General features: G+C 64.1%; 10 protein-coding genes. 7 read left to right on the top strand and 3 right to left on the bottom strand.

From position 1 onward, the window contains the following. The first annotated feature begins 70 nt into the window (after positions 1–70). Entirely contained in the window at positions 71–364 is a 294-nt protein-coding gene (locus AC1DY7_RS11970; protein ID WP_477493903.1) for a helix-turn-helix domain-containing protein, read from the top strand. On the opposite strand, the gene AC1DY7_RS11965 is transcribed toward AC1DY7_RS11970, so the two are convergent. Together AC1DY7_RS11965 and AC1DY7_RS11960 are read right to left on the bottom strand one after the other, a co-directional pair. Next, positions 361–954: a ClpP family protease gene (locus AC1DY7_RS11965; protein ID WP_477493902.1), complete on the bottom strand. Its 594-nt coding sequence runs from the start codon at positions 952–954 to the stop codon at positions 361–363. The two genes, AC1DY7_RS11970 and AC1DY7_RS11965, sit on opposite strands and share 4 nt — an antisense overlap. Further along, on the bottom strand, positions 951–1,550 hold the full coding sequence (locus AC1DY7_RS11960; RefSeq protein WP_477493901.1) for a ClpP family protease: 600 nt from the start codon (positions 1,548–1,550) through the stop codon (positions 951–953). The genes AC1DY7_RS11965 and AC1DY7_RS11960 overlap by 4 nt, the downstream gene beginning before the upstream one ends. Before the next feature lie 220 nt (positions 1,551–1,770). Here AC1DY7_RS11960 and AC1DY7_RS11955 point away from each other — a divergent pair, with 220 nt between their 5' ends. Beyond that, entirely contained in the window at positions 1,771–2,670 is a 900-nt protein-coding gene (locus AC1DY7_RS11955; protein WP_477493900.1) for a hypothetical protein, read from the top strand. A 64-nt stretch (positions 2,671–2,734) separates the two neighbouring features. On the opposite strand, the gene AC1DY7_RS11950 is transcribed toward AC1DY7_RS11955, so the two are convergent. Next, complete coding sequence (locus tag AC1DY7_RS11950; RefSeq protein ID WP_477493899.1) at positions 2,735–4,570, bottom strand: acyl-CoA dehydrogenase; 1,836 nt, start codon at positions 4,568–4,570, stop codon at positions 2,735–2,737. 249 nt (positions 4,571–4,819) lie between these two features. Here AC1DY7_RS11950 and AC1DY7_RS11945 point away from each other — a divergent pair, with 249 nt between their 5' ends. From AC1DY7_RS11945 to AC1DY7_RS11925, 5 genes are all read left to right on the top strand, one after another. Next, the gene (locus AC1DY7_RS11945) at positions 4,820–5,899 is read left to right on the top strand and encodes an NAD(P)H-dependent amine dehydrogenase family protein (protein WP_477493898.1); all 1,080 of its coding nucleotides are present in this window, start codon (positions 4,820–4,822) and stop codon (positions 5,897–5,899) included. Between the two features lie 1,047 nt (positions 5,900–6,946). Further along, on the top strand, positions 6,947–7,990 hold the full coding sequence (gmd, locus tag AC1DY7_RS11940) for a GDP-mannose 4,6-dehydratase (RefSeq protein WP_477493897.1): 1,044 nt from the start codon (positions 6,947–6,949) through the stop codon (positions 7,988–7,990). Next, the gene (locus AC1DY7_RS11935) at positions 7,987–8,955 is read left to right on the top strand and encodes a GDP-L-fucose synthase family protein (RefSeq protein ID WP_477493965.1); all 969 of its coding nucleotides are present in this window, start codon (positions 7,987–7,989) and stop codon (positions 8,953–8,955) included. The genes gmd and AC1DY7_RS11935 overlap by 4 nt, the downstream gene beginning before the upstream one ends. Before the next feature lie 386 nt (positions 8,956–9,341). Next, a complete protein-coding gene (locus tag AC1DY7_RS11930; protein ID WP_477493896.1) occupies positions 9,342–10,634 on the top strand; it encodes a WcaI family glycosyltransferase in 1,293 nt (430 codons plus the stop codon). A gap of 28 nt (positions 10,635–10,662) precedes the next feature. After that, positions 10,663–12,135: a sugar transferase gene (locus tag AC1DY7_RS11925; protein ID WP_477493895.1), complete on the top strand. Its 1,473-nt coding sequence runs from the start codon at positions 10,663–10,665 to the stop codon at positions 12,133–12,135. The last annotated feature ends 17 nt before the right edge of the window (positions 12,136–12,152 follow it).

Here is a 12,152-nt window from a genome sequence, read left to right as displayed (position 1 = left end):
AACCCGCCCATTTTTTGCGCCCATGGTGAACAGGCCGACGCCCGCGCGCGATTGCGGCGAGGATGCAGGCATGGGCGAGGTCATCCGTTTCCATCCCCGGCCGCTGAAGCCGCTGGAACCGCTGTGGCGCGAGGTGCTCGGCCGCCGACTGCGTGAGACCCGTCGTGAGCAAGGGCGGCGCCTGGTCGACGTCGCCGAGCGCGCCGGCGTCTCACCGCAGTACCTCTCCGAGATCGAGCGGGGTCGCAAGGAACCCTCCAGCGAGATGATCGCCGCGGTGTGTGGGGCTCTGAAGACCGACCTGGCACGATTGGTCGGCGGCATCTCGACGGACCTGAGCGGCCCGATGTTGATGGCGGCCTAGCGATTCCGTTGATCGAGTACGTGGTCGGCCAGGCCGTAGGCCACCGCGGCCTCGGCGTCGAACACCCTGTCCCGGTCGGTGTCGTGGCGTAATTGTTCGGTACTGCGGCCGGTGTGCCGCGCCAGGATGTTCTCCAGCTGGGTGCGCACCCGCGCCACCTCGTCGGCTTGCAGGATCAGATCGGGAATGGTGCCCCTTCCTTGCGCGGCCGGCTGGTGTAGCACCACCCGGGTATGCGGCAGCACCGCTCGGCGGCCCGCGGCACCCGCGGCCAGCAGTACCGCGCCCGCCGCGACGGCCTGCCCGATGCACGTCGTCGCCACCGGCGCCTTGATGAACCGCATGGTGTCGTAGACGGCGAGCATCGCCGACAGGTCCCCGCCTTCGGAGTTGATGTACAGCGCGATCTCCTGCTCGGGGTTGTCGGCCTCCAGGTGCAGCAGCTGCGCGATCAGTGCGTTCGCGACGCCCGGTTCGATCGCGGTGCCGAGGTAGACGATGCGCTCGCTGAGCAGGTGCGAATAGACGTCCATGATCCGTTCGCCGCCGGGGGTGCGCGCGACCACGTTCGGGATCGTGTAGGTGCTCATGCGTGAATTCCCAACTGCTGCTTCTGGTTCGGAGCGATCTGGGTGAAGTCGCCGACGACGTGGTCGATGAAGCCGTAGTCGCGAGCCTGCTCGGCGGTGAACCAGCGGTCGTGCAGCGAGTCGGTGAAGATCCGGTCGACGTGCTGGCCGGTGTCGGCCGCGATCAGGCCCAGCACGGTGTCGCGGGTGTGGCGCATGTCGTCGGCCTGCACAGCCACCTCGACGGCCGATCCGGCGATGCCGGCCGAACCCTGGTGCATCAGGATGCGGGCGTGTGGCAGGGCGAACCGTTTACCCGGGGTGCCCGAGGACAGCAGGAATTGTCCTGCACTGCAGGCCAACCCGAGTGCCAAGGTGCCGACGCTGCTGGGGACCAGCCGCATCACGTCGCGGATCGCCAACATGGCCGGCACCGATCCGCCCGGCGAGTGGATCCACAGCCAGATGTCGTCGGCGGAGTCGGCGGCCAGTGTCAGGAACTGGGTGACCAGCACCGTCCCGTTGTCGTCGTCGAGCGCGCCGTCGAGCACGAGAACTCTTTTGCGGAACAGGTCTTCGCGTAGTTGCCGACTGAACAGGGGCGGTTTCTCGGTCATGCCGTCGACATTGCCGGGTCGGGGGGTGCGCGCGCTGCCTACGCTGCTGTGAGCAGAATGCTTTTTCGCTTGCCGCCACGGTGCAGTGAGAGTGCGTTCGGCACGATTATCGCGATCTCACTGCACGCTCGGCGACGGTCGTCGGCTCACAGTCACCGATTCATGCACAGATGCAGCCGAGCACTATCCCCGTGGGCGCTACGCTGCGGCACGGTGAAGCATGGCATTTCCGTTCGTCGGCAGTGAAGCGGTTGCATCGGGACGTCTGCACAAGCACCAGTTGCGTACCCAGTACACGGCGATCTTTCCCAATATCTACGTGCCCCGCGAGCAGGAGCCCACCACATGGGAGCGCGCGTACGCGGCCTGGCTGTGGTCGAAACGTGCCGGCGTGATCGCGGGGCTGACAGCGTCGGCGCTGCACGGTGCGCGGTACGTCGAGGAAACCGAGCCCATTGAGCTCTACTCGCCGAGCCGGAGGCCGCCCGTCGGAATCGTCACGCATAAGGGCGGCATCGCCGCATCAGAGATAGTCGATCGAGGCGGTGTTCCGATCACGACGGTGGAGCGGACGGCGTTCGATCTCGGTCGCCTGGATCCGCTCGACGAAGCAGTGGCGCGTCTCGATGCGCTCGGAAACGCAACCGGCTTCAAAGCTGTCGATGTCCTGCGGATGGCGCGTGAGCGACACAGCGGCGCCAGAGGTATGCGCCGATTGGTGGAGGCACTGGACTTCTACGACGCCGGAGCGGAGTCGCCGCGTGAGACATGGTTGCGGCTGCTGGTGATCCGCAATGGCTATCCCCGGCCGACCACTCAGATACCTGTGCTCAGCGCAGACGGGCAGCGGCGCTATTTCCTCGACATGGGTTGGGCGCCGCGCAAACTCGCAATCGAGTACGACGGCGACCACCATCGGTACGACCCCATCCAGTTCGCGCGGGACATCGTGCGTTCGGAAGACCTCGACGAGCTCGACTGGCGCCGGGTTCGCGTGACCAAACGGCATGGTGAACAAAACGTGCTGCGCAGGTTGTCGCTGGCTTGGGCCGCGAGCGTGCACGCAGATCACCCAAAGCGCTCAATTCGCGATCTGACTGCACGCTCGCGCTCGGCGTGACGAACACACGCCCCCACAACGACAAGTGCCCCCGGGATCGCCGGGGGCACTTGGTCTTTGAAGATCAGAAGGAGGCTTCCGCCAGCTCCATGACCTCGTTGTCGATACCGTCGATGACGTTGCGGGTGCTGGTCAGCAGCGGCAGGAAGTTCTTCGCGAAGAACGACGCAGCCGCGACCTTGCCGTCGAGGTAGACCTTGTCGTCACCGGTGGCACCGGCGTCGAGCTGCTCGATGGCGACGGCAGCCTCACGCTGCAGCAGCCAGCCGACCATCAGGTCGCCGACCGAGAGCAGGAAGCGCACCGAACCCAGGCCCACCTTGTAGATGCTTGCGGCGTCTTCCTGCGCGGCCATCAGGTAACCGGTCAGGGTGGCGGCCATGCCCTGCACGTCCTCCAGGGCGGTGGCCAGCAGCGCACGCTCGGCCTTCAGGCGACCATTGCCCGACTCGTTCTTGATGAACGTGTCGATCTCGCCGGCGATGTAGGACAGCGCCTGGCCCTTGTCGCGGATGATCTTGCGGAAGAAGAAGTCCTGCGCCTGGATGGCGGTGGTGCCTTCATACAGCGAGTCGATCTTGGCGTCGCGGATGTACTGCTCGATCGGGTAGTCCTGCAGGAAGCCGGACCCACCGAAGGTCTGCAGCGACTCGGTGAGCTTGGCGTAGGCCTGCTCGGAGCCGTAGCCCTTGACGATCGGGAGCAGCAGGTCGTTGACCCGCAGCGCCAGGTTCTCGTCCACGCCGTGCAGTGCCTGGGCGACCTCGTTGTCCTGGAAGGTCGCGGTGTACAGGTACAGCGCGCGCATGCCCTCGGCGTAGGACTTCTGGGTCATCAGCGAACGACGCACGTCGGGGTGGTGCGTGATGGTCACGCGCGGCGCGGCCTTGTCGGTCATCTGGGTCAGGTCGGCACCCTGCACGCGCTCCTTGGCGTATGCCAGTGCGTTCAGGTATCCGGTCGACAGGGTGGCGATGGCCTTGGTGCCCACCATCATTCGGGCCTGCTCGATGACGTCGAACATCTGCGCGATGCCGTTGTGCACCTCGCCGACCAACCAGCCCTTGGCAGGCTTGTCGTGCTGGCCGAAGGTCAGCTCGCAGGTGGTGGAGACCTTCAGGCCCATCTTGTGCTCGACGTTGGTGACGTAGACGCCGTTGCGCTCGCCCAGCTCGCCGGTCTCCTTGTCGAAGTGGAACTTCGGCACGAAGAACAGGGACAGACCCTTGGTGCCGGGGCCGGCGCCCTCGGGGCGGGCCAGCACCAGGTGGAAGATGTTCTCGAACATGTCATCGGCCTCGGCAGAGGTGATGAAGCGCTTGACGCCGTCGATGTGCCAGGAGCCGTCCTCCTGCTGGACGGCCTTGGTGCGGCCGGCGCCGACGTCGGAGCCCGCGTCGGGCTCGGTCAGCACCATGGTGGCGCCCCAGTCGCGCTCAGCGGCGATGACGGCCCACTTCTTCTGCTCTTCGGTGCCGTTGTGGGCGAAGATCTGCGCGAAGGCGGAGCCACCGGCATACATCCACACGGCCGGGTTCGCGCCGAGGATGTGCTCGTTGAGCGCCCACAGCAGCGCCTTGGGGGCAGGCACGCCACCGAGGTCCTCGTCGAGGCTGACCTTGTTCCAGCCACCGTCGATGGTGACCTTCACCGACTTCTTGAACGACTCCGGCAGCTTCACGGTGTGCGTCTTGGGATCGAACACCGGGGGGTTGCGGTCGCCGTCGGCGAACGATTCGGCCACCGGGCCCTCGGCCAGCCGAGCCATCTCGCCGATCATTTCCTTGGCGGTGTCGGCGTCCAGGTCGCTGTACGAGCCGGCGCCGAGCGCCTTGTCGAGACCGAGTACGTCGAACAGGGTAAAGACCTGGTCACGGACGTTGCTCTTGTAGTGGCCCACGATTTCTCCTCAATGAGATGGAAGCTGTCGGTTGGGTACTCAGGGCTAAGTTACCCACCAGTAACTGCCCTGAACTATACCGTCCGGTAACCACATCGCAAAGGGGTGCTGAGCAAATTGTCGCCAGCGAACCAACCGCCTGGTTGATTGGGCTCGCCGTGTCGGGCATTTTTACCGTCTGACCTGCTCATTAGATCGATCTGTGATGCTCGCCACGAAGGGCTGCATCAAACCTCTAGTGTGATGCGCATGAGGCGTGTGGTGGTCTGGGGAACAGGAAATATGGGCTCGACGGCGATCCGTTCCACGGTCGGATTTCCGGGTCTTGAACTGGCCGGCGTCATCACGTCGTCGCAGGAGAAGGCGGGGCGGGACGCGGCCGGCTTTGCCGGACTACCGGATCCGACGGGCATTCTGGCCGGCACCGACGTCGACGCCACCCTGGCCGGGGCCGATGCGGTGGCCTACATGGCCTCCGGCGACATCCGGCCCGAAGAGGCCATCGCCGATATCGAACGCGCGCTGCGGGCAAGCGCGCACGTGGTGACGCCGTCGCTGTACTCGCTCTACGACCCCCGCTCGGCACCGCCGGAATGGCTGGCGCGGCTGACCTCAGCTGCCGAGGCGGGCGGGGCCTCCCTGTTGGTCAGCGGCGTGGACCCGGGCTGGGGCAACGACGCGCTCGCGGTGACGGCCGCGAGCCTGTGCACCCGCATCAAGACGATCACCTGTCAGGAGATCTTCGACTACTCCACCTACAACCAGCCGTTCGCGGTCAAGGTGTCGTGTGGATTCGGGGGCTCCATGGACGAGACGCCGATGATGCTGCTTTCGACCATTCCGACGATGGTGTGGGGCGGCAATGTCCGGCTGATCGGCCGCGGTCTGGGCATCGAGATCGACGAGATCACCGAGGAGGTCGAGCGCCTGCCGCTGGAGGAGACGGTCGACACCGTCATGGGGCCGTTCGAGAAGGGCACCCAGGGCGCGTTCTTCCTCAAGGTCATCGGATGGTCGCAGGGAAAACAGCGCGTCATCATCGAGCACATCACCCGCATCCATCCGAGCTGTGCGCCCGACTGGCCGCAGCCCGACGAGGGGGTGGGCGACCATCGCGTGATCGTCGACGGCGACCCGCAGCTGACCATCACCACCCGCGCCGACGTGCCTGGGGGCACCCGCGCCGACGGCGGCAACACCACCGCCGCCAACCGGCTGCTGGGTGCCATCGACTGGCTGGCCGGCCAACCCGCCGGAATCTACGACGGGCTGGATGTGCCGCTGCGCTCGGCGCTGCCCGCCGACGTGGAAGCGACGCGCTGGGCTTAGTTGTCAGGGCAGCCCGTTTGCTCGAATCGCGCAATACGGTGTAACTACCCGATCAGCTGGTCTGCCCGCGACCGTTTCGGTTGGCCTGTGGAACTCTGGGTGGGCTCACCGGTCCTGGCACGTTCCATGGCCCGGGACCGCGCTTCGTAGTCCGCGATGAAGGACGAGACCGTACGCCAGACATACGCGCCGATTCCTACTGCCGCGAATGCAGCAACCGCGACCGCAGTCTTTTTCATCGGCGGAGCTCCCACATTGTGGCCGGAATTCTGAACTCGGAAATTGCCTGATCGATATGTGCGTGTATAGCACGACTATCTGAGGGAGCTATCCGTTCATAGCTGGGAATCGCGTGGCGTGACACCTGCCGGGCGGTCGGCGCAGACCCTTTCCTCGTAGAGATGGGACAATGATTTCTCGGACGATTTGCTGCATTCGCACCCGCTCGCCGACGCGCACGGGTGACGCCGGAGTCCTCGGTTATCGCCGCCGCCAACCGCAATCATCGTGGGCGCCGCTGGCCCCGATCGTCAGCGACCATTCGTGCAGACGTCGGAGCGCGTCGCGTTCCATCGGCGCGTTCGACCTGAAGGTGGTGGCAGATGCATTTGCCGTTCGCAGTGTCGGCCGGCTCCCCGGGGATTCGCCACGGCGCACTCGACGGGCGCCGGGCGCATGTCCTTGGGGCACAGCGGGCTTCGCGGTCAGCGCGCGGGAACGTTGCTCAAATTGACGTCGGCGACGCGCGGCCCAGCAACGACGCCCGCGAACTTTTTGCTTTCGAAACAAGTTAGGTGTTCCCGTTCCTTCCGACGGGAAGTGCGAACGCGGATTATGTTGCCTACCTAAGGATTCAGGCAGGCTGGTGGCTGGCTGTGTGCTCGTGCCGACAACGCTGAGACCCGGCGACCGCGCCGAAAGAGCTAACGAAAAAATCGCTGAATTTACGGTTGCGTAACTGTTCGGCCCGTTACGATTCGATGGCCGTGGCCCCCGGCTGATAGTCGGACACATCGCACGGCGCTTGTTCTGCGAACTGAAGGGGGCATGTGCTTCGTGGCGAAAAAGGCACTCATCACTGGCGTCACCGGTCAGGATGGCTCGTATCTGGCAGAACTGTTGCTGCGCAAAGGTTATGAAGTCCACGGGCTGATACGTCGGGCGTCGACCTTCAATACGTTGCGTATCGAACATCTGTACCGCGACCCGCACGATCCCCACGCGCGCATGTTCCTGCACTACGGAGATCTCAGCGAAGGAAGCCGGCTGGCCGCGCTGTTGCACGATATCCAGCCCGATGAGGTGTACAACCTCGCCGCGCAATCGCACGTTCGAGTGAGCTTCGACGACCCCGTATATACGGGCAACATCACCGGCCTCGGCTCGATGCAACTTCTGGAAGCCGTCCGGATGGTGGGGCTCAATTGCCGCTATTACCAGGCGTCCAGTTCCGAGATGTTCGGCGCTGCTCCGCCTCCTCAGCACGAAGGGACACCCTTCTATCCCCGCTCGCCCTACGGTGCTGCCAAGGTGTACGCATACTGGGCAACCCGCAACTACCGTGAGGCTTACGACATGTTCGCGGTCAACGGCATCTTGTTCAACCATGAATCTCCCCGGCGGGGCGAAACATTCGTCACCCGCAAGATCACCCGTGCCGTCGCGGAAATCAAGGCGGGACGGCCCCAGCACCTGCACCTCGGCAATATGAACGCGGTGCGCGATTGGGGATACGCCCCGGAGTTCGTCGAAGGAATGTGGCGCATGCTGCAGGCCGACAAGCCCGAAGACTTCGTGCTTGCCACCGGTGTCGGCCACACAGTGCGCGACTTCGCCGAGTTCGCGTTCGCGCATGCGGGCTTGGACTGGCGGGAACACGTCGAGTTCGACGAGCGCTACCTACGTCCTACCGAAGTGGACGCGCTGATCGGTTGCGCGGACAAGGCCCAGGGCCTGCTGGGATGGAAGCCGACGGTGCTGGCCCCTGAACTGGCCCGGATCATGGTCGACGCCGATATCGAAGCCGTGGCGCACGGCGGCACCCCGTGGGTTGACGCGGTGAAGCTGGAGGGGTGGCGATTGCCCGTATGACAGCTGCATACCCGCCGACAGCGCTCGATCCCTTGGCGCCGGTCTATGTGGCCGGCCACCGTGGCCTGGTGGGCTCCGCGCTATGGCGCGCACTACAAGCTCGTGGATTCTGCAACCTCGTGGGGCGTAGTTCTGAAGAACTCGACCTCCGTGAGCGTGAGGCGGTCTTCGAGTTCTTCGCCGAAACCAGGCCTCGACTTGTCATCCTCGCCGCGGCGAGGGTGGGCGGAATCCTCGCCAACAGTACGTATCCGGTCGACTTTCTCTCCGACAACATTCGCATCCAGGTCAACGTTCTGGATGCGGCAGCGGCGTACCGCACCCCGCGGCTGTTGTTTCTGGGCTCATCGTGCATCTACCCGCGACTGGCCGCTCAGCCGATCGATGAAGCCAGTCTGCTCACGGGTCCCCTCGAAGAGACCAACGACGGTTACGCGATCGCGAAGATAGCCGGCATCATCCACGTGCAGGCGGTTCGGCGTCAGTACGGTTTGCCCTGGATATCGGCGATGCCGACGAATCTCTATGGGCCAGAGGATAATTTCTCACAGGACGGCTCGCATGTGTTGCCGGCGTTGATACGTCGCTACGACGACGCGGTACGGACCGAAGCCCCTTCCGTCACAAACTGGGGGACCGGCTCGCCGCGCCGGGAGTTCCTCCACGTCGACGACATGGCGTCGGCATGCCTGCATCTGTTGGAGAACTACCACGGCGCACGGCAGGTGAACATCGGTACCGGCCGCGACTGCACCATCGCCGAAGTCGCCTCGATGGTGGCCGACGCAGTCGGCTATGGCGGCGAAACGCACTGGAATACAACGAAACCGGATGGCACCCCGCAAAAGCTCCTCGATGTCGGGTTGCTGCGCAGCACCGGCTGGTCCCCCCGTATCGGCCTGCGGACGGGTATCTCGTCCACCGTCGACTGGTATCGCGCGCATCTGGAGGACTTGCGTGTATGAGCGGATGAAAGGGGTGGGGCCGCATCGTGAAAAAGATTTGCCGAAGATCCAATTCCGTGAAACCCGGGAAGGCACCGTCAGTGGTGCGCCTGGGCAGGTCAAGCTGTCCTTTTCATGAAAAAGATGAGCGCTGGAATATTCCTGAAATACCGCCCGTTCGCGTTAACTAACGCTACTGTCAATACAACGGCACACAGTACGGATCGATTATCCGACTGACACCGCGAGGTGTTCTCCGGGGGAGGGGGCAAGCGGATTCTCGCACTCTCGATTGAGGAGTGTGGCTGATCTCACCGTCTCGGCGAAGTAGTGCGTCATTCAGCGTGGAAGGTACTGCACTCATGGTCGATTTCTCACACATCGATTGCCTCCGAGGGTAATTCGATATGAAGATTGTCATCGTCGGTCTCAACTACTGGCCGGATGCCACCGGCATTGCACCATATACAACTGGGTTGGCCGAAGGTTTGGCTGCACGGGGTCACAGCGTCAAAGTGCTCACGGGCCTGCCGCACTATCCCGAATGGAAAGTGGCCGAGGGATACCGCGACAGCCATGGCGAAACCTCCGTCATCCGAAACGTGACGGTGCAGCGAGTACCCCACTTTGTGCCCAGTCAACTGACCGCAAGTTCCAGAGTTCATATGGAGCTGTCCTTTTCGCGGATGGTCATGACGAAGGATTGGGGGCATCCCGACGTCGTCATCGCCGTGAGTCCGGCACTGATGTCTGCAGCCGCCGTTGTCGCCAAGGCACGCGCCATGCGTATACCGGTCGGGGTGATCGTCCAGGACATCTACAGTCACGCGGTTGTCGAGACTGCTGCGATGGGGGGTCGCGGCGCCAAACTCACGACCGACCTGGAGACCGCTGTCCTACGGAATGCCACCGGCGTGAGCGTGATTCACGAGCGCTTCGCGCGGTCAATCGAGAAGCTCGGCATACCCGCCGACAAGATCTCGATCATCCGTAACTGGAGTCACGTCGACACGGGCGGATCGGGCCAGAGCAGCGCGGACGTCAGACGCGAATTCGGTTGGGGTGGAGACAAGGTCGTCGTCCTGCACGCCGGTAACATGGGCGTCAAGCAAGGCCTGGATTCGGTGATCTCCGCCGGCCGTCTGACACATCGGCAGTCTGCGGAGAAGTCACCCCAGTTCGTTCTCGTCGGCGACGGAAACCGCCGGGCGGCCTTACAGGAGATGGCTCGAGACGTGTCCACCGTGCAGTTCGTTCCGCCCGTGCCGGAAGAGAAATTCGGCGCGGTCCTGAACGCCGCCGACATCCTGCTCGTCAACGAATTGCCGGGAATCGCGGAGATGGCCCTGCCGAGCAAGCTGACGTCCTACTTTGCCGTCGGGAAACCGGTTCTGGCGGCCACCGAGTCCAGAAGTGCGACAGCGTGTGAGGTGAACGCATCGTCCGGGGGGATCGTCGTGCGCGGCGGAGACCCGGAGGCACTCGTACACGGTGTCGAGATTCTGGTGGCAGATCCGGCGCTCCGGGCGCGGCTCGGTGCGGCCGGAAAAGCCTTCGCGCGACGCATCCTTCAGCCTGAAGCGGCGATAGACGGATATGAGTCCTGGTGTGAAGAGCTGATGCGCACGCACCGGCGACGCCGTCTGTCGGCGCCGCCACTGAAAGATCTTCGCGTTCTGTGGGCTGTGCCAACCAACTGACCGGGGAATCGACCATGTGGATCCATCGATGACGCTCTCCATCACTGCAGCAACGCGGCTCCCGCGTTCGCGCACGGTGTGGCAGCCCGTTTTCGCGCGTCGGATATTGATCGCCGACACTGCGATGGTCGTCTTTGCGGTGTTCTTCGCGCAGTGGGCTCGGTTCAGCGGCGCAGATGGCTACGACGGGTCGACAGCGCTGCAGTTCATGGTGTACTCGGCTGCTCTCGCGGCTTTGTGGCTGGGCGTGCTGAGCCTGCACCGTGCTCGCTCGGCGGCGATCCTCGGATCCGGCATCGAGGAATACCGCCGCGTGGTCGCCGCGTCGTTCGGGACATTCGGAGTGCTGGCAATCGTCGCTCTACTCGCCCGGGTGGATATTGCACGGGGTTACCTGGCATTGGCCTTCCCACTCGGGACGTGCGGCCTGCTGATCGGGCGCAAGTACTGGCGACAGCGGTTGCGTGCCCGCCGCCGGGCCGGTGACTGCCAGACGAGGGTTCTCGCCATCGGTGACAGAACTGCGATCGCCGTCCTGGCCGGCGAGTTGATGAACGACCCCGGTGACGGCTACGTGGTGGTCGGCGCGGGCATACCAGGCGGCGGTGTCGAGCGAGGCGACGTCATCGAGATCGGCGAGATCGCGATTCCGATCCTCGGTGACGAGAACGATGCCCTGGCGGCCCTTGGGGACGGGTGTCCTGCAGACACCGTTGCGCTGACGGACGCAGAGCATTTCGGTGTCTTCGGCATCCAGCGCCTCGGCTGGCGCCTGGAAGCATCGGACGTCGACCTGGTGGTGTCGCCCGGATTGCTCGACGTCGCGGGTGCGCGTCTCGCCATGACACCGGTAGCGGGTATGCCGCTGCTGCACGTAGAGAAGCCGCAGTATCACGGCGCCAAGCGTTTTCAGAAGAGGGCCTTTGATTCTGGCTTTGCGCTGCTGGCACTGATCGGTATGGCGCCGCTGCTGCTCGTCGCGGCGATCGCGGTCAAGATCACCAGCCCCGGGCCGGTTTTCTACCGATCGGAACGCATCGGACTGGACGGCAAGCCGTTCACGATGATCAAGCTCCGCACCATGGTGGTCGGCGCAGAGGAACGTCTCGACGAATTTCTGCCCTTCAACGAGATTGTCGGCGGGGTCATGTTCAAGCTTCGTGGCGATCCCCGGGTGACACCGGTGGGGCGTGTGCTTCGTCGCTACAGCATCGATGAACTTCCACAGTTCATCAATGTGCTCAGGCAGGAAATGAGCGTGGTGGGTCCGCGGCCGCCATTGCGTCGTGAGGTCGAGAACTACGACGGGGACATCAGGCGCAAGCTCTTGGTGAAACCTGGTGTCACCGGCATCTGGCAGATCAGCGGCCGCGCAAATCTGTCCTGGGACAAGGCTGTGCGACTGGATCTTTCGTATGTCGACAACTGGTCGATGATCACCGATGTGGGGATCATCCTCAAGACGATCAGCGCTGTGGTGCGTGCGGACGGGGCCTTCTGATGGGGCGAGGGGCGTCG

The organism is Mycobacterium sp. P2_H7, from assembly GCF_056403275.1.
Note: the sequence above shows the minus strand (reverse complement) of the source record. Positions and strands in the feature narration are given on the sequence as shown.

What these genes read in the sequence shown, in the direction of transcription:
- AC1DY7_RS11970 (WP_477493903.1), top strand. Translation starts at nt 71, where the DNA reads ATGGGCGAGGTCATCCGTTTCCATCCCCGGCCGCTGAAGCCGCTGGAA.
- AC1DY7_RS11965 (WP_477493902.1), bottom strand. Translation starts at nt 954, where the DNA reads ATGAGCACCTACACGATCCCGAACGTGGTCGCGCGCACCCCCGGCGGC.
- AC1DY7_RS11960 (WP_477493901.1), bottom strand. Translation starts at nt 1,550, where the DNA reads ATGACCGAGAAACCGCCCCTGTTCAGTCGGCAACTACGCGAAGACCTG.
- AC1DY7_RS11955 (WP_477493900.1), top strand. Translation starts at nt 1,771, where the DNA reads ATGGCATTTCCGTTCGTCGGCAGTGAAGCGGTTGCATCGGGACGTCTG.
- AC1DY7_RS11945 (WP_477493898.1), top strand. Translation starts at nt 4,820, where the DNA reads ATGAGGCGTGTGGTGGTCTGGGGAACAGGAAATATGGGCTCGACGGCG.
- gmd (WP_477493897.1), top strand. Translation starts at nt 6,947, where the DNA reads ATGTGCTTCGTGGCGAAAAAGGCACTCATCACTGGCGTCACCGGTCAG.
- AC1DY7_RS11935 (WP_477493965.1), top strand. Translation starts at nt 7,987, where the DNA reads ATGACAGCTGCATACCCGCCGACAGCGCTCGATCCCTTGGCGCCGGTC.
- AC1DY7_RS11930 (WP_477493896.1), top strand. Translation starts at nt 9,342, where the DNA reads ATGAAGATTGTCATCGTCGGTCTCAACTACTGGCCGGATGCCACCGGC.
- AC1DY7_RS11925 (WP_477493895.1), top strand. Translation starts at nt 10,663, where the DNA reads ATGACGCTCTCCATCACTGCAGCAACGCGGCTCCCGCGTTCGCGCACG.